Annotated in this window: 18 protein-coding genes; 11 read left to right on the forward strand and 7 right to left on the reverse strand. The window is 72.5% G+C overall.

The window, feature by feature from the left end; all coding sequences use genetic code 11:
- Positions 1 to 103 precede the first annotated feature (103 nt).
- From paaA to AB0G17_RS09860, 10 genes are all read left to right on the forward strand, one after another.
- On the forward strand, positions 104 to 1,111 hold the full coding sequence (gene paaA / locus AB0G17_RS09815) for a 1,2-phenylacetyl-CoA epoxidase subunit PaaA (RefSeq protein WP_361378318.1): 1,008 nt from the start codon (positions 104 to 106) through the stop codon (positions 1,109 to 1,111).
- A complete protein-coding gene (paaB, locus tag AB0G17_RS09820) occupies positions 1,108 to 1,410 on the forward strand; it encodes a 1,2-phenylacetyl-CoA epoxidase subunit PaaB (RefSeq protein ID WP_067162897.1) in 303 nt (100 codons plus the stop codon). The genes paaA and paaB overlap by 4 nt, the downstream gene beginning before the upstream one ends.
- On the forward strand, positions 1,400 to 2,251 hold the full coding sequence (gene paaC / locus AB0G17_RS09825) for a 1,2-phenylacetyl-CoA epoxidase subunit PaaC (RefSeq protein WP_361378322.1): 852 nt from the start codon (positions 1,400 to 1,402) through the stop codon (positions 2,249 to 2,251). Before paaB ends, paaC begins: the two co-directional genes overlap by 11 nt.
- On the forward strand, positions 2,248 to 2,742 hold the full coding sequence (gene paaD / locus AB0G17_RS09830) for a 1,2-phenylacetyl-CoA epoxidase subunit PaaD (protein WP_361378325.1): 495 nt from the start codon (positions 2,248 to 2,250) through the stop codon (positions 2,740 to 2,742). The genes paaC and paaD overlap by 4 nt, the downstream gene beginning before the upstream one ends.
- Positions 2,743 to 2,751: 9 nt before the next feature.
- A complete protein-coding gene (locus tag AB0G17_RS09835) occupies positions 2,752 to 3,864 on the forward strand; it encodes a 2Fe-2S iron-sulfur cluster-binding protein (RefSeq protein WP_361378328.1) in 1,113 nt (370 codons plus the stop codon).
- 89 nt (positions 3,865 to 3,953) lie between these two features.
- A complete protein-coding gene (locus AB0G17_RS09840) occupies positions 3,954 to 4,736 on the forward strand; it encodes an SDR family oxidoreductase (RefSeq protein ID WP_361378908.1) in 783 nt (260 codons plus the stop codon).
- Positions 4,737 to 4,770: 34 nt separating this feature from the next.
- Positions 4,771 to 5,622, forward strand: a complete 852-nt coding sequence (locus AB0G17_RS09845) for a tryptophan 2,3-dioxygenase family protein (protein ID WP_361378331.1) — start codon at positions 4,771 to 4,773, stop codon at positions 5,620 to 5,622.
- The gene (locus AB0G17_RS09850) at positions 5,615 to 6,421 is read left to right on the forward strand and encodes an alpha/beta hydrolase (protein WP_361378334.1); all 807 of its coding nucleotides are present in this window, start codon (positions 5,615 to 5,617) and stop codon (positions 6,419 to 6,421) included. Before AB0G17_RS09845 ends, AB0G17_RS09850 begins: the two co-directional genes overlap by 8 nt.
- 121 nt (positions 6,422 to 6,542) lie before the next feature.
- Positions 6,543 to 8,018 (forward strand): MFS transporter, encoded by a 1,476-nt coding sequence (locus tag AB0G17_RS09855; protein ID WP_361378337.1) that lies wholly within the window; start codon positions 6,543 to 6,545, stop codon positions 8,016 to 8,018.
- Complete coding sequence (locus tag AB0G17_RS09860; RefSeq protein WP_361378340.1) at positions 8,015 to 8,587, forward strand: TetR family transcriptional regulator; 573 nt, start codon at positions 8,015 to 8,017, stop codon at positions 8,585 to 8,587. Before AB0G17_RS09855 ends, AB0G17_RS09860 begins: the two co-directional genes overlap by 4 nt.
- Positions 8,588 to 8,923: 336 nt before the next feature.
- On the opposite strand, the gene cynS is transcribed toward AB0G17_RS09860, so the two are convergent.
- On the reverse strand, positions 8,924 to 9,394 hold the full coding sequence (cynS, locus tag AB0G17_RS09865) for a cyanase (RefSeq protein WP_361378343.1): 471 nt from the start codon (positions 9,392 to 9,394) through the stop codon (positions 8,924 to 8,926).
- 39 nt (positions 9,395 to 9,433) lie between these two features.
- The gene (locus AB0G17_RS09870) at positions 9,434 to 10,033 is read right to left on the reverse strand and encodes a carbonic anhydrase (RefSeq protein ID WP_361378346.1); all 600 of its coding nucleotides are present in this window, start codon (positions 10,031 to 10,033) and stop codon (positions 9,434 to 9,436) included.
- Positions 10,034 to 10,155: 122 nt separating this feature from the next.
- On the opposite strand from AB0G17_RS09870, the gene cynR reads away from it, so the two are divergent.
- Positions 10,156 to 11,055 carry a transcriptional regulator CynR gene (cynR, locus tag AB0G17_RS09875; RefSeq protein WP_361378349.1) on the forward strand — a complete coding sequence of 300 codons (900 nt, stop codon included), beginning with the start codon at positions 10,156 to 10,158 and terminating at the stop codon, positions 11,053 to 11,055.
- A 12-nt stretch (positions 11,056 to 11,067) separates the two neighbouring features.
- On the opposite strand, the gene AB0G17_RS09880 is transcribed toward cynR, so the two are convergent.
- From AB0G17_RS09880 to AB0G17_RS09900, 5 genes are all read right to left on the reverse strand, one after another.
- A complete protein-coding gene (locus tag AB0G17_RS09880) occupies positions 11,068 to 11,646 on the reverse strand; it encodes a hypothetical protein (RefSeq protein WP_361378352.1) in 579 nt (192 codons plus the stop codon).
- Between the two features lie 92 nt (positions 11,647 to 11,738).
- The gene (htpX, locus tag AB0G17_RS09885) at positions 11,739 to 12,644 is read right to left on the reverse strand and encodes a zinc metalloprotease HtpX (RefSeq protein ID WP_361378355.1); all 906 of its coding nucleotides are present in this window, start codon (positions 12,642 to 12,644) and stop codon (positions 11,739 to 11,741) included.
- 279 nt (positions 12,645 to 12,923) lie between these two features.
- A complete protein-coding gene (locus AB0G17_RS09890; RefSeq protein WP_361378358.1) occupies positions 12,924 to 13,739 on the reverse strand; it encodes an AfsR/SARP family transcriptional regulator in 816 nt (271 codons plus the stop codon).
- Positions 13,740 to 14,032: 293 nt separating this feature from the next.
- Positions 14,033 to 15,265: an alpha/beta fold hydrolase gene (locus AB0G17_RS09895; RefSeq protein WP_361378361.1), complete on the reverse strand. Its 1,233-nt coding sequence runs from the start codon at positions 15,263 to 15,265 to the stop codon at positions 14,033 to 14,035.
- A gap of 131 nt (positions 15,266 to 15,396) precedes the next feature.
- Positions 15,397 to 16,104: a TetR/AcrR family transcriptional regulator gene (locus AB0G17_RS09900; protein WP_361378364.1), complete on the reverse strand. Its 708-nt coding sequence runs from the start codon at positions 16,102 to 16,104 to the stop codon at positions 15,397 to 15,399.
- Position 16,105 lies beyond the last annotated feature (1 nt).

The following is a 16,105-nucleotide window of genomic DNA, read 5'->3' on the forward strand; positions in this document are numbered from 1 at the left end:
GGCCAACGGAGCGGACGAAGGGATTGAACGCCCCAGGTCAGACCTCTTCATCTGTGAAGGCACCGCCACCGCGGCGGTCCTGGACGAAGGGGTGGTCGACGGCGTGGAGCAGCTCAACGCGCACTTCGAGGCGCTGCTCGCGGCCGGGGAGCAGATCGAACCCCGGGACTGGATGCCCGACGGCTACCGGCGGATGCTGATCCGGCAGATCTCCCAGCACGCGCACTCCGAGATCATCGGCATGCAGCCCGAGGGCTCCTGGCTCACCCGGGCCCCCTCGCTCCACCGCAAGGCGAGTCTGCTGGCCAAGGTTCAGGACGAGGCGGGCCACGGGCTCTACCTCTACTCGGCGGCGGAGACCCTCGGGGTGTCGCGCGCCGAGCTCCTGGACGCGCTGCACAGCGGGCACCAGCGCTACGCCGCCACCTTCAACCATCCGGCCCTGACCTGGGCCGACACCGGGGCCATCGCCTGGCTCACGGACGGCGCGGCCGTCGTCAACCAGGCACCGCTGTGCCACACCTCGTACGGTCCGTACGCCCGGGCGATGCGCCGGGTGTGCCAGGAGGAGGCGTTCCACGTCCGCCAGGGCTACGACGTGCTGTGGTCGCTGTGCCGGGGGACGCCCGCGCAGAAGGAGATGGCGCAGGACGCCGTCAACCGCTGGTGGCTGCCCGCGGTGGCGCTGATGTTCGGGCCGCCGGACACCGTGGCAGGCGGCGCTGACGACCGCACCGCGGCGATGGGCGCCGCCGTCTCGCAGCGCTCGATGGCCTGGGGCATCAAGCGGCACACCAACGACGAGCTGCGCCAGCGGTTCGTCGACAACTGTGTGCCGCAGGCGGAACGGATGGGGGTGACCCTGCCCGACCCGGCGATCCGCTGGAACGAGGAGCGCGGGCACTACGACTTCAGCCCGATCGACTGGCAGCTGTTCCGGGGCGCGCTCGGCGACGGTTCGCAGTGCAGCCGCCAGCGGCTCGCCCACCGGGTGGCGGCGCACGAGGACGGCGCCTGGGTGCGCGAGGCGGTCGACGCCTACGCGGCTCAACTGGCCGACGGGGACGGGGAGTACGCGGAACGGGACGACGAGGAAAGGCGCGTGTCATGAGCGAGCGGTCCGCACGGGTGCTGACGCCGTGGGAGGTGTTCATCCGGCCGCGCCGGGGCCTGGCCCACCAGCACGTGGGCTCGGTCCACGGGGCCGACGCCGACATGGCGCTGGCCAACGCCCGGGATCTGTACACCCGTCGGGGCGAGACCGTCTCGGTGTGGGTGGTGCGCTCGGACGCGGTGCACGCCGCCTCGCCGAGCGAGAAGGACCCGTTCTTCAGCAACGCCGCCCACAAGCCGTACCGGTACCCCGAGCACTACATCCCGTTGAACGAGGAAAGCGGCCATGACGGCTGAACGCACACCACCGGGGGCGCCGGAGACCGCACGACCGGCCACGGACAGCGCGCGGCCGGACGACCACGCGTCCGGCGCGGCCGGAGCATCCGACCCCGGCCTCGCCGCCTACGCGCTGCGGCTCGGCGACGACGCGCTGGTGCTGTGCCAGCGGCTGTGCGCCCTGGTGACCCGGGCGCCCACCATCGAGGAGGACCTGGCGCTCGCCAACATCGCGCTGGACCTGCTCGGCCACGCCCGCACCCTGCTCGCTTACAGCGGCGAGCTCGACGGAACCGGCCGCAGCGAGGACGACCTGGCCTACCACCGCACCGAGCGCCAGTTCCGCAGCGCGCTCCTGATGGAGCTGCCGTCCGGTGACTTCGCGGTGACGATCGCCCGCCAGCTGGTGTACGCGCACTACAGCAGGCTGCTGTGGAGCGCCCTGGAGAAGACCTCCGACGACACCCTCGCCGCCTTCGGCGCCCGGGCGGCCAGGGAGGTCGAGTACCACCAGATGCACGCCGACCAGTGGACCGTGCGCCTGGGCCGGGGCACCGCCGAGAGCCGCCGCCGGATGCAGGCCGGGCTCGACCTGGTGTGGCCGTACGCGGCCGAACTCTTCGAGCCGGACGCCCTGGTGGACCGGCTGGACGCGGAGGGGACCGCCGTCGCACCGGCGCGGCTGCGCGAGGAGTGGGAGCGGGAGATCGCCGCCGTCCTCGACGACGCGCGTCTCACGCTGCCCAGGCCGGCGTGGCAGGCGACGGGCGGCCGGGACGGCCTGCACACCGAGGCGTTCGCGCCGCTGCTCGCCGAGCTCCAGTCCGTACGCCTCCAGTACCCGGGAGGCACTTGGTGAGCGCCCCCCGGCTGGACGCCGACCAGGTGCGGGCCCGGGTGAACACCGTGCCCGACCCCGAGCTCCCCATGATCTCGCTGGCCGATCTGGGAGTGATCCGCGCGGTGGAGGCGGCCGACGACGGCGCCCTGGAGGTCGTCATCACCCCGACCTACCTGGGCTGCCCGGCCATGCCCGCGATCGAGGCCGGGATCCGGGCCGTGCTCACCGAGAGCGGCCACCCGGACGCGCGGGTGCGGCAGGTGCTTTCGCCCGCCTGGACCACCGACTGGATCACCGACGAGGGCCGCCGCAAGCTCTCCGAACACGGCATCGTGCCGCCGGGCCCCGCCAGGGCTCCGCTGTCGGTCCGGGTCGGTCTGGGGGTGCCCTGTCCGCACTGCGGCTCGGTGGCGACCCGGCCGCAGAGCCCGTTCGGGGCGACCCGCTGCCAAGCCGTCCTGGTGTGCACCGCGTGCCAGGAGACCTTCGCGCATCTGAAGGCGATGTGACGCACCATCATGACGACAGCGACGACCAGCGCCGCTCCCCCGGCAGCGCCGGCCCGCCGGGCGACCGGCTGGTACCGGCTGCCGGTCACCGCCGTGGAGGAGGTGGGCGACGAGTCGGTGGCGATCAGCCTCGCCGTGCCCGGCCCGCTCGCGGAGACCTTCGCACACCGGGCGGGCCAGCACGTGGTCGTACGGCACCGGCCGAAGGGGCGCGAGCTGCGCCGCAGCTACTCGGTCTGTCTGCCGCCCCGGGACCCGGCGGGCCTGCGTCTGGTGGTCAAGCGGCTGGGCGCGGACGGCTTCGCCGAGTACGCCACCACGGAGCTCGCCCCCGGCGACACCCTCGAACTCGGGCCGCCCACCGGTGACTTCCGCCTGGCGGAGGTACCCGGCGCGCATCACGTCCTGGTGGCGGGCGGCAGCGGCATCACTCCGCTGCTGAGCATGGCGGCGGCCGCACTGCGGGAGGACCCCCGGTGCCGGGTCTCGCTCGTCTACGCCAACCGCAGCGCCCAGTCGGTGCTCCTGGCGGACGAGCTGACCGACCTGAAGGACGCCCACATCGGCCGGTTCTTCGTCCTGCACGTGCTCTCCCGCGAGCAGCGCGAGAGCGAGCTGCTCTCCGGCCGGATCGACGCGGCCCGGCTGCCCAAGCTGCTGGCGCTGCTGGGCGCCGAGCCCGACGAGCGCACCCACTTCTACCTCTGCGGGCCGTGGGGGCTGGTGGAGACCGTCCGGGAGGCGCTCACGCGGTGGGGCGCGGACGAGGCCCGGGTGCGCTTCGAGCTCTTCTCCACCGGCGGCGGGCTTCCGCCCGCCCCGCCCCCGGAGCCGCTGGGCCGCACCGGTCTCATCTCCGCCCGCCTGGACGGCCGCACCACCGAGACGGTGATGCGGCCCGAGGACCGCGTGGTGCTCGACGCGGTGCTGCGCGCCCGGCCCGAGACCCCGTACTCCTGTCGCGACGGCCTGTGCGGCAGCTGTCGCGCCAAGGTGGTCCGGGGCAGCGCGGTGATGGACCGTCAGTACGCCCTGGGCGCGGCGGAGCTGGCGGCGGGCTACACGCTGCCGTGCCGGGCCCGCCCGGAGTCGGACGAGATAGCGCTCGACTTCGACGCGTGAGCATCCGCTCCGCCACCCCGAACGGCCTTACGCAGCAGCCGGATCGCGCCGACCACCGCGCGGTCCCCGAGATCACAGGAGTGTGGAGCATGACCAGTACGGGCAGGCTGAGCGACCGGACGGCCCTGGTGACCGGTGGCAGCCGGGGAATCGGCCGAGCGATCTCGCTCCGGCTGGCCGCCGAGGGCGCCCTGGTGGCCGTCCACTACGGACACCGCACCGAGGCCGCCGAGGAGGCCGTCGCCGAGATCGAGGGGGCGGGCGGCCGGGCGTTCGCGCTCCGCGCCGAGCTCGGCGTGTCCGGCGACGCCGAGGCGCTGTGGACCGCCTTCGACAAGGGCCTGTCCGCGTACGGCGCCCGGCCCGGCCTGGACGTCCTCGTCAACAACGCCGGGATCACCCTGCCGAAGCGGATCGGTGACGTCAGCGAGGAGGAGTACGACCGGCTCTTCGCGATCAACGTCAAGGCCCCCTTCTTCGTCATCCAGCAAGGCCTCGGCCGGCTGCGCGACGGCGGCCGCGTCATCAACATCTCCTCCGGCGTCACCCGGATCGCCATGCCGAACATCTCCGCGTACTCGATGACCAAGGGCGCCCTGGACGCCCTCACCCTCGCCCTCGCTCCCGAACTGGGCGCGCGGGGGATCACCGTGAACGCGGTGGCGCCCGGCTTCACGTACACGGAGATCAACCCGACCCTGAAGGTGCCGGAGGTGCTGGACGCGTACGCGGCCACCTCCGTCTTCAACCGGATCGGCCGCCCGTCGGACATCGCCGACGTGGTCGCGTTCGTGGCGAGCGACGACGCGCGCTGGGTCACCGGCCAGTGGCTGGACGCGACCGGGGGCGCGCACATCGGAATGCCGGTCTGACCCCCCCCGCCCGCCCCACCACCTACGGAGACCCATGACCGAGCAGACCAGCGCCCTCGCCACGCCCCCGGCCGACGAGGAGGCGCCCCAGACGCGGTTCGAGGGGACGACGCCGTACGAGGACTACATCCACGCCTCGCTGCTGTCCACCCTCCAGCGGCCGCTCTCCAACGACCCCGGTGAGATGGCGTTCATCGTCACCACCCAGGTGATGGAGCTGTGGTTCACCCTCGTCGTGTACGAGTGGCGCACGGCTCGGGACGCGTTACGCAAGGACGACCTGGAGCAGGCCATGGACGCGCTGCGCCGCAGCCGCCGCTCGCACCGGGCGCTCAACGACTCCTGGGCACCGCTGGCCGCGCTGACCCCGGCCCAGTTCAACGGGTTCCGCGCGGCGTTCGGCGAGGCCTCCGGGTTCCAGTCGGCGCAGTACCGCCACATGGAGTTCCTGCTCGCCGACAAGTCCCGCTCCATGGTGCAGGCGCACCGGGGGCACCCGGCCGTCCACGCCGAGCTGGAGGAGGCGCTGGCCGAACCCTCGCTCTACGACGAGGTGCTGCGCTTCCTGTACCGCCGCGGGCTGCCCGTTCCGGAGCACATGGTGGAGCGGGATGTCACCGAGCCGTACCAGCCGGACGCCTGGGTCGAGGAGGTCTGGCGGCAGATCTACGCCGGGCCGCAGGACGACCCGCTGGTGCGCCTGGGCGAGGAGCTCACCGAGGTGGCCGAGCTGGTGCTGCGCTGGCGCAGCGACCATCTGCTGGCGACCCGCCGGGCGATGGGCGCCAAGGCGGGCAGCGGCGGCTCCCCGGGTGTGGCGTGGCTGGAGAAGCGCGCCCACAGGTCCGTGTTCCCCGAGCTCTGGACGGCGCGCAGCCATGTCTAGGACCCCTTCCGCGTTCGCGGCCGAGGAGGAGCGCCGGGTGCTCAGCATCCGCCCGGTGCTGGCCCCCGTACACCGCAAGTACGGCTCGCACCCGCACCAGGTGTACGACCTGTGGCCGGCCGAGGATCCCGACGCGCCGATGGTGATGCTGCTGCACGGCGGCTACTGGCGCTATGACCGGATGCATCTGACCCCGTTCGCTGCGCATCTGGCGCAGCACGGGTTCACCACGGTCCTGCCGGGTTTTCGCAGGTCGGGCGGGGCGGGCGGCTACCCCGCCACCTTCGACGACATCGCGCTGGCCGTGGACACGATCCCGCAGGGGCGGCCGTTCGTCCTGGCCGGCCACTGCTCCGGCGGCCACCTCGCCCTGTGGGCCGGGGCGCGCGGGCTGCTGCCCGAGAGCTCGCCCTGGTACACCACCCGGCTGCCCGCCGCGATCCTGGGCCTCGCCCCGCTCACCGACCTGGCGGCCACGATCCGCGACGACCTCAGCGACGGCGCGGCCCTGCAACTCCTCGGCGGCGCCGACCAGGCCGAGGCGAGGCTCCCGCTGGTCGACCCGCTGACACTGCTGCGCGGCAAGGGCACCACGGGGGTGCGCACGGTGGTGCTGCACGGGGCGGTGGACGAGGAGGTGCCGCTGGGGCAGTTCACGGACTACGTCGCGGTGCATACGGATGCCGAGCATGTCGTGCTGCCGGACACCGGCCACTACACCCTCATCGAGCCGGGCTCGCCGGCGTCCCGAGCGGTGATCGACACCCTGGGCCGACTGGCGACGCCGCCACGCGCCTAGGGCCTGTCCGGTGGGTTCGGGCCGGGGAGGCGAAGGCCGGGACACGGGGGTGCACAAGCGTTTACCCTAGGCGGGGGTGAACGCTTGTGCACCCCTTTCCTCGACCGGCCTCTGGAGCAGCATGACCGCGGCGACAGCCACCCCCGCCCACGACCCCCGCACCCGCTTCGTCGTGCCCGTGCTCGCCTTCTGCGGTGTGGTCGTCGCCGTGATGCAGACGCTGGTCGTGCCGCTGCTGCCGCACATCCCGGCCCTCACCGGCAGCACCCCGGGCGCCGCGGGCTGGCTCGTCACCATCACGCTGCTGACCGGCGCGGTCTTCACCCCGGTCCTCGGCCGGGTCGGTGACATGTACGGCAAACGGCGCGTCCTGCTCGCCTCGCTCGGCGTGCTGACCGCCGGGTCCGTGCTGTGCGCCGCCACCTCCGACATCGGCGTACTGATCGCGGGCCGGGCACTCCAGGGCGCCGCCCTCGCCGTCATCCCGCTCGGCATCAGCATCATCCGCGACGAGCTGCCGCCGGCCCGGGTGCTGCCGTCCATAGCCCTGATGAGCTCCACGCTCGGCATCGGCGCCGCGGTGGGGCTCCCGGTGGCGGCCCTGGTCGTGGAGAACTTCGACTGGCACACCATGTTCTGGGCGTCCGCGGCCCTGGGCGTCCTCGATCTGCTCCTCGTGCTCCGGCTCGTCCCGGAGTCGCCGGTGCGCACCCCCGGCCGCTTCGACGTGCCCGGCACCCTCGGCCTCACCGCCGCCCTGGTCGGCCTGCTGCTCGCGATCACCCAGGGCGCCGACTGGGGCTGGACCTCGGTGCCCACACTCGGCCTGCTCGCCGGGTCGCTGGTGGTGGCCCTCGTCTGGGGGCGCTACGAGCTGCGTACCGAATCCCCGATGGTCGACCTGCGGGTCTCGGCACGGCCGGCCGTGCTGCTCACCAACATCGCCGCACTCTTCATCGGATTCAGCTTCTACGCCAACTCGTTGGTGACCGCGCAGATGGTGCAGGAGCCGAAGGCGACCGGGTACGGCCTGGGCGCCTCCATCGTGGTCAGCGGTCTGTGCCTGCTGCCGGGCGGCCTCTCGATGGTCGCGCTGTCGCCGGTGTCGGCGAAGATATCCGCGAAGTACGGCCCCAGGACGGCCCTCGCCCTGGCCGCCTGCGTCATGGCGGTCGGTTACGTCGTACGCTTCTTCACCAGCCACAGCCTCTGGCTGATCGTGGCCGGCGCCACCGTGGTCTCGGCCGGCACCGCCATCGCGTACTCGGCGCTCCCGGCCCTCGTCATGCAGGGCGTCCCGGTGAGCGAGACCGGCGCCGCGAACGGGCTCAACACCCTGATGCGCTCGGTGGGACAGGCGTGCTGCAGCGCGGTGGTCACGGCGGTCCTGGCCAACGTCACGTTCGTGGCGGCGGGGCGCACCGCCCCCACCCTCCACGCGTACCTGCTGATCTTCCTCATCGCGGCGGGCGCGGCGCTCGCGGCCCTGGTGGCGGCGGCGTTCCTGCCCGCGCGGCGGCCGGAGCGCGCCGGGGCGGCCGCGCCCGGTACGGTCGGAGGGACGACATCGGTGCCCGCGACCCAGGAGGGCAGATGACCACCGCCCCTGTGGAGAGTACGGCCCCGGAGCAGGGCACCGGCCGCGACGCCATCCTGCGGGCCGCGCGCCGCGCCTTCGCCCTGCGCGCCTACGCCGAGGTGACCCTGCGGGGCATCGCCGCCGACGCCGGGGTCAGCCCGTCCCTGATCGTGAAGCGGTTCGGCAGCAAGGAGCAGTTGTTCCACACGGTCGCGGACTTCCAGCCCGTGGCCGACGAGCTGTTCGCGGCGCCGCCCGCCGAGCTGGGACGGCACCTGGTGCTCACCATGCTGCGGCTGCGCGACGAGTTCCGCGGCGACCCGCTGCTGCGCGTCGTCTTCTCACTCGGCCGGGACGACGAGCGCACGCTGCTGCGCGACCGCTTCCGCGAGCAGGTCACCGCGCGCCTGGCCGCGATCCTCGCGGGGCGCGACCGGGAGTTGCGGGCCGAGCTGATCGCGGGGCAGTTGCTCGGCCTCGGCGCGACGTTGAGCCTGCACCGCCCCGGTGCGGGCAACCTTGCCCCGGCCGAGCGGGTTGCGGATCTGTATGCGCCGGGCTTGCAGCGGCTGATAGACGGCGACTGAGCGCTTGCTGCTTCTGTGATCGGTCGACTGCGGGCCGGCGATGGGTTGCTCGCGCCCACGCGGCGGAGCCGCACAACGACACCGCCCGCGCCCCTGGAGGGCACCCGGGACCGCACGCGGCTCCACGCTCACCTATGCCGCAGGGGCTCGGCAGCCCGGGAAAAGGTCACCCGCACCGTCAGTCCTCCCCCCTCCCCCGGGCCTGTATCCGGCGGTACGGGCGGCACGGCTCTCCCCACGCTGGCTCTGCACGCGGCGTAGGGCAGGAGAGAGAGGGGCGGCGGGTCGTCGTGGGGAACGATCCGCCGCCCATGGCGGTATCCGGTGGGGGTCCGGTCAGAACGGCTTGGTCGGCAGGTACTTGCCGTCCAGAGTGATCACCGCGCGCTCGCCGCCCTCGGGGTCGGCGACCTTCTTCACGTCCAGCTTGAAGTTGATCGCGCTGATGATGCCGTCCCCGAACTGCTCGTGGACCAGCGCCTTGAGCGTGGTGCCGTACACCTGGAGCATCTCGTAGAAGCGGTAGATCGTCGGGTCGGTCGGGACGGAGCCGGGGATGGAGCCGCGCGTCGGGATGGTCGCGAGCAGCATCGCGGCGTCGTCGTCCAGGCCCAGGAGCTCGGTGACCGCCTTCGCGGCGTCGGCCGGGAGGGCGTGCTGACCGAGCACCGCGGCGGTGACGAAGGCGACCGACAGACCGGTGACGTCGGCTATCTGCTGCCAGGAGAGGTCCTTGCGCACCTTGGCCTCGACGGCGGCGACGGCAAGGGCCTGACGGGCGGCGGGGTCGAACTGGGCGTGCGGCATGGTGATGTGGTTCCTTTCGAACAGGGTGAGTGAAGGGAGTCAGGCCGCGGCGCGGGCGCGGCTGCCGGCGGTGTCGAGCTCCTCGACGGCTCCGGACGGGATGTCGTAGACCCAGCCGTGCAGGGTGAGCGTGTGCCGGGCGAGCGCGCGGGCCACCGAGGGGTGGGTCGCGAGGTTGGCGAGCTGGGCGCGGACGTTCTCGCGCACCAGGGCGGTGACCTTCTCCGCGCCGGTGGCGGTGGTGCGCGCCCGGGAGGCGTCGGCGTGGCGCAGCCAGTCGGCGACGGCCGCCAGGCCCTCCAGGTCGTGGTCCTCGGCGAGCGCGGTCATCGCTCCGCAGGCGGAGTGCCCGCACACCACGACGTCGGTGACGCCGAGGACGGCGACCGCGTACTCGATGCTCGCCGCGATCCCGTCGGGGCCGGGGGCGTACGCGGGGACGAGGTTGCCCGCCGTGCGGATGACGAACAGCTCGCCCGGCTCGCTCTGGGTGATCAGCTCGGGCACGACGCGGGCGTCGGAGCAGCTGATGAACAGCGTGGTGGGCCGGTGGGTGCCGACCAGGGCGGCGAAGAGCTCCGCCTTGGCCGGGAAGACGTCCCGGCGGAACCGCGCGACGCCCTCGGTGAGGTCTTGCATGTCACTCCCTTCGGTGGCTGTCGGCCCCGTGGGGCTGACGAGATCCACCATGCATGACCTGCTTCTATAGTGTCCAAGACGTGCTATCCATGTCTGCTATTGGTCTCATCTATAGTTTGCCCATGGCTCCGGAACTGCGTCATCTGCGCTATCTGCTCGCCGTCGCCGAGCACGGCAACTTCACCCGCGCCGCCGAGGAGCTGCGCATCTCGCAGCCCACGCTCTCCCAGCAGGTCAAGCAGCTCGAACGCACGGTGGGGGCACAGCTGTTGGACCGCACGGGGCGGACCGTACGGCTCACCGACGCGGGCGAGACGTATGCCCATCACGCCCGGCGCGCCCTGCGGGACCTGGCCGCCGCCGAGCGGGCCGTGCACGACGTGGCCGACCTCTCCCACGGAAGCCTGCGCCTCGCCGTGACGCCGACGTTCACCGCGTATCTCACCGGCCCGCTGGTGGCCCACTTCCACACCCGCCACCCGGGCATCACCCTGGAGGTCAGGGAGCTGACCCAGGACCGCATCGAGTCCGGGCTCCTCGCCGACGAGATCGATCTCGCCATCGCCTTCCAGGGCACGCACGCGCCCGGGGTCACCGGGTCACCGCTGTTCACGGAGACGCTGAGCCTGGTGGTGGCCGCGGAGTCGGCCCCCGGGGAGCGGCCGCTGCCCGCCCGTGAGCTCGCCCACCATCAACTCGCCCTCCTGAGCGCCGACTTCGCCACCCGGGGCCATATCGACGCCTACTTCGCCGCCCACGACGTGCGGCCCCGCATCGCGGTGGAGGCGAACTCCGTCCAGGCCCTCACGGAGATCGTCCGGGGCACCCGGCTGGCCACCGTGCTGCCCGACGCGGTCACCGACGACCATCCGTCCCTGCGGCCGGTGCCGCTCTCGCCCGCGCTGCCCGCCCGTACCGTCACGCTGCTGCGGCGCGAGAGCGCGTATCAGAGCGCCGCCGCCCGCGCCTTCGCCCGGCTCGCCCCGGAGGTCGTGCGCGAACGCGGCTACCGGTCCGCCTGAACGGACCCCCACTCACAGCCCGGGCGCGCCCCACACCGGGAACCAGCGGGCGAGGTCCTGCTCGATGTGCAGGTCGTCCGCGAGCACCGCCTTGACCCGCAGCTCCAGCGCACTGTCGCGCTTCTCGCCGTGCCGCGGGGCGAAGGGGTAGAACGTGCCGCGCTTGTAGAGGTACACCAGCGCCAGTGCCTGCCCCTCGCCGTCCTGGAAACCGACCAGCGAGCACAGCAGTTGGGAGCCGAAGCCGCTGCCCTGGAGGGCGGTGTTCACCGCGTGCAGATCGCCGACGAGCGCGGTCAGATCGGCCGGCCCGCGCCGCGACAGGAGCCAGGTGTAGCCGTACTCGTCGCGGCTGAACTCCACGGGGCTGCCGGCCCGTTCGGTGTCGGCGTCGAGCAGTTCCCCGACGTCCTCACGGATGCGGGTGAAGGCCCCGCCCTCGACCGTGGTGAAGCAGACCGAGCCCCGTCCGGTCGGGGTGAATCCGGCCGCCGCCTCCAGGGTGACGGCCGCCGAGGGCACCGCGAAGAGCCGGTCGAGGTCGGGGGCGACGGGCTTGGTCCGCCCGAGCAGGATGTCCAGGAAGCCCATGCGGATCAGTCACTCCGTCCTGTGCCGGCGCTGGTCGTACGGTCGTGCCGGCTCTGGTCGTACGGTCGTACGGTCCGGGCGCGCGGTGCCGCTCATGCCGGGCGGCCCAGCTCCGCGGAGATCTTCGCCAGCCCGTCGAGCCGCTGTTCCAGGGTGGGGTGGGTGGACAGGAGCCGGGAGAGCGAGGCGCCGGCTCCGAGGGCGGGCACGAAGTAGAAGGCGTTGAAGGCGCTGGCCGTGCGCAGGTCCTTGCTGGGGATGCGGGCGATGTCGCCGTCCAGCTTGGTCAGCGCCGAGGCGAGCGCGGAGGGGCGGCCGGTGAGCAGGGCGGCCGCGCGGTCGGCGGCCAGCTCCCGGTACCGGGACAGGGCCCGGATCAGCAGGAAGCTCAGCGCGTACACCGCGGCCGAGACCGCCATGACGGCCACCAGGATGGCGAAGGTGTTCTGGTCGGCGCGGCGGCGGCCGCCGAACATCTGGGAGTAGAAGGCGAAGCGGACGATGAGCCCGGCGATCACGCCCAGGAACGAGGCGACGGTGATCACTGCGACGTCGCGGTGGGCGACGTGCGAGAGCTCGTGCGCCAGCACCCCCTCCAGCTCCTCCGGCTCCAGGCGCCTGAGCAGTCCGGTGGTGACACAGACGATGGCGTGGTCGGCGTTGCGCCCGGTGGCGAAGGCGTTGGGCAGATCGGTGTCGGCGAGCGCGATCCGGGGCACGGGCATGTCCGCCGTGGCGCACAACCGGTCGATGACGCCGTGCAGTTGGGGCTGCTCCTCGCGGGTGACGAGGCGGCCGCGCATGGCGTAGAGGGCGATGCGGTCGGAGAACCAGTACTGCCCGAGCAGCAGGGCCGCGGCGATGACCACGACCAGCACCGCCGACTTCAGCAGGACGAGCAGCGCGGCCACGAACCCCACGTACAGCAGGCCGAGCAGGAAGAGGGTGACCAGCATGCGGGCGGTCAGCTGCCGGTCGGGCTGGAAACGGCCGATCATGATGTCTCCCCGGGGCCCGGGTCCTTGGATTGCCACTCTCCACCATGCCACTTACGGAGCCCGTAAAGAGGCGTTGTGGGCCGGGACCGGGCGGTCGAGGCTCACGTTCGTGTGACTTGTGCTCGTGTGACTCGTGCTCGTGTGACTCGGGTGACGGCTCGCGCCGGCCGTGTGCCGGCTCAGGGAACGGCCTGAGCCGGCTCGCCGGGGCCCGCCGGGGCCAGGGCCCGGGGCCCAGGGCCCGGGGTGCGGGGTGCGGAGTGCGGAGTGCGGAGTGCGTCAGCGTGCCGACGCTGTCACGCCGACCGCTTCCAGCCTGGCCGGATCGGCGCGCAGGATGGCTTCCTGGGTCAGCCGCAGCGGAGGGCCCGGCTCGACGCCCAGCTCCTCCCGGATGACCTGCCGGGCGCTGCGGTAGACGCCCAGGGCGTCGCCCTGCCGGCCCACCCGGTAGAGGGCGGCCATCAGCTGGCGGTAGAAGGGCTCGCGCAGCGGGTGCTGGACGACGAGTCCCTTGAGCTCCTCTATCACGGCGTGATGGCGGCCGAGCGCCAGGGCGGATTCAATATTCAGCTCGATGCAATTCAGCCGTTTTTCGTCCGCCACGGCGGCGAAAGAGCTGATCTCCGACGACCCCGACATGCCGTCCAGAACCGGCCCCCGCCACATCGCGAGGGCATTTCTCAGACATTCGGACGCGGCCAGGTAGTCGGCGGCCAGGTATCGGGCCCGGCCGCTTTCATACAGCCTCTCGAAGGTCCGGACATCGAGTTGGTTCTGGCTGACGTCGAGAATGTAACCCGGGGAAACAGTGACGATGGGCGAGGCCCGGCCGGGCGTGCCGAGCAGCTTGCGCAGCTGGGACACATAGACCCGCAGGCTCGCCGCCGCACACCGCGGCGGATGCTGTTCCCACAGCTCCGCGACGAGTTTGTCGCCCGGTACCGTCTCCCCTGCCCGGATCGTCAGCAGAGCGAGCAGCTTGGCGATCTTCGGTGGCGCCGGCGTCAGATCGACGTCGCCGCAGGTCACCCGGAGCCGCCCCAGTACCTCGTAGCGCAGCGGATGACTCGATCGTGCATAGGACAGGGACACGTGACGCAACCCCCTTGAATGCATGCCGGGCATTCAACTAGTTCGGATCTCCCCGTTCACCCCAGGCTCTCGCGCCCAAGATGCACGCGATTGCCGATAAACATCGTAGTCGAGCAGTCGTTACGTAACCATTAAAGGGGCGCTAACACCTGGAGCGCAGCACCCAGGAACCATTTCGGCCACCAATCAGCGGGAATTCGATTATTAATTCCGGGCGACGTATACAGAGCGCCCGAGGCGGGCGGCCCGGGTCTCCCCCGGGCCGCCCGCCTCGGGCGTGCGGATGTGAACGGTCAGACGGACGGCGCGGGTTCGGGCTCCGGGGCCACGGGCTGCGAGGTCTCGGCCAGCCAGGAGAAGACGCGGTCGTGGAAGAGGGTCATGGAGCCGGAGTGGCAGTGCGCTCCCCCGCCCTCGTCGGCGGTGAAGACGTGCAGGGTCTTGGGACCGTTGAGGCCCGTGTACACCTTCTTCGCGTGTTCCAGACCGGCGAAGAACATGTCCTCCTCGGCGTCGAGCACGAGGACCGGACAGCGCACCTGTCCGACCACGTCCGCGAGGCCGAACGCGGGCATCCGGCGCAGCAGTTGGGACGGACTCTCCGCCCCGAACGTCCACATCGCCTGCCGCAGCAGCCAGCGCGTGAAAGTCTGCTGGACGGCGATCCCGTACATCACGGGGTTGGCGAAGTCGTCGCAGCCCTGCTCCACCCACTCGTGGACGAACGGCGGCAGCCACACGACGTCCCCGAGCTGCCAGACCGCGTCATGGGCGACACACCCGGCGAGCCGGTGCTCGAACGCGGCGGCCCGGACGGCGAGCAGCCCCCCGAGGCTGGTCCCCATCAGCGTGACGCGCTCGGGGTCCACCCCCGGCTGCGCCAGCGCGAAGTCCACCACGGGAGTGACCACCTCCTCCCAGTCCGGCCGGAAGGTGAGCCCCTGCTCGCGCAGCACCGAGCCCTGCCCGGGCCCCTCGAAGCAGAGGACGTGGTAGCCGCGCGCCTGGGCTGCGGCCGCGATGAAGAAGTAGCCCTCTTCGAGCGTGGAGTCGATGCCGCCGTGGTGGATCAGGGTCGGGCGCGGTCCCGCGGAGTCGTCGGCGCGGTAGAAGTACCCGGGCAACGAGCCGTCCCCGTACGGGATGCGGACGAACTCCGGTGGGCTCTCCATGAGTGCGGCCGCCTCGGCGAAGGTCTCCTTGGAGAGCCGCATCAGCCGCGCCGCTTCGGGGTCGTGCAGCGGGTCGTCGCGCAGGAAGAACTCGGCGGTGCGGTAGTACGTGTGGGCGCGCAGCAGGGCCGCGCGGGCGTCGACGGTGCGGTGCTGGGCGAGCGCGGCCGTGGCGAGCGAATGGACGCGCTCGGCCAGCGCGGTCCACTCACGCCGCCAGGCGTCCGTGTCGCCGCCGGGGATACGCGAGGCGACGGCGATGATCTCGCCGAGCTGGGCCCCGCCGAAGTCGGCGTAGCCGGCGGCCCGTAAGGCCTGGTAGTCGAAGGCGGGGTCGTCGAAGAGGAACTTCATGGTTGCGGCTCCTGGGTGGGGAGGCGGTTCGGGACCCGTCCGCGGGGACGGGCGGATGGCGCTGCGCGGATGCGCGGCCGACCAGTACGTGCGCCGAGGCGCTGGTTCCGGGTCCGGTGGGCGCGGTCCGCCTACCGGGGTGCGGGGGTGGTCCGGGTGCCGTCGAGGAAGGTGTCCACGATCGCTTCCGCGAACGCGGCGGACTCCACCGGCCGCTGCCGCAGGATCAGCCGCGCGAGCATCGGCCCCGTCAGCAGCTCGATGGCCTGGTCGACGTCGAGGCCGGGGCGCAGCTCGCCGCTGTCGAGCCCGTCCCGGAGCACCTGCCGCATGGCGTCCCTCCGTGCGGCGACCGCGGTGTTCTCGTACGCCTCCACCAGCTGCGGGCGGTACACCGCCTCGCCGAGGAGCCCGGCGAGCAGGCGGTGCAGGTTGGTGTCCTGGCCGCGGTGGCGGATCTGGTCGACCAGGTCGACGAGCCGGTCCCGCAGCGGCAGTCCGTCCGAGGGGGTGACGGGTACGTCGAGGCTGCTCAGGGCCGCGAGCACCAGCTCTTCCTTGTTGCGCCAGCGGCGGTAGATGGTGGCGCGGGCGACCCCGGCCCGCTGGGCCACCAGGTCCATCGACAGCGCGCTGAAGCTGCACCCCTCGCCCAGCAGGCCCAGGGTGCTCTCCAGGATCGCCCGGTCGGCGGCGGGGTCGCGCCGGCGCCCGCCAGGGGCGGTGCGCTGCGCGGGGGGTGCCGGGGGCGCGGGGGTGGGCCCGTCCCCGGTCGCGGGGACGGGCCGGAGGCCGGCGGGCGCGGTGCCCTCGGCCTCCGGTGGAACGGGTGGTGGCATG

The sequence above is a fragment of the Streptomyces sp. NPDC023838 genome (assembly GCF_040639555.1).
Lineage (GTDB): Bacteria > Actinomycetota > Actinomycetes > Streptomycetales > Streptomycetaceae > Streptomyces.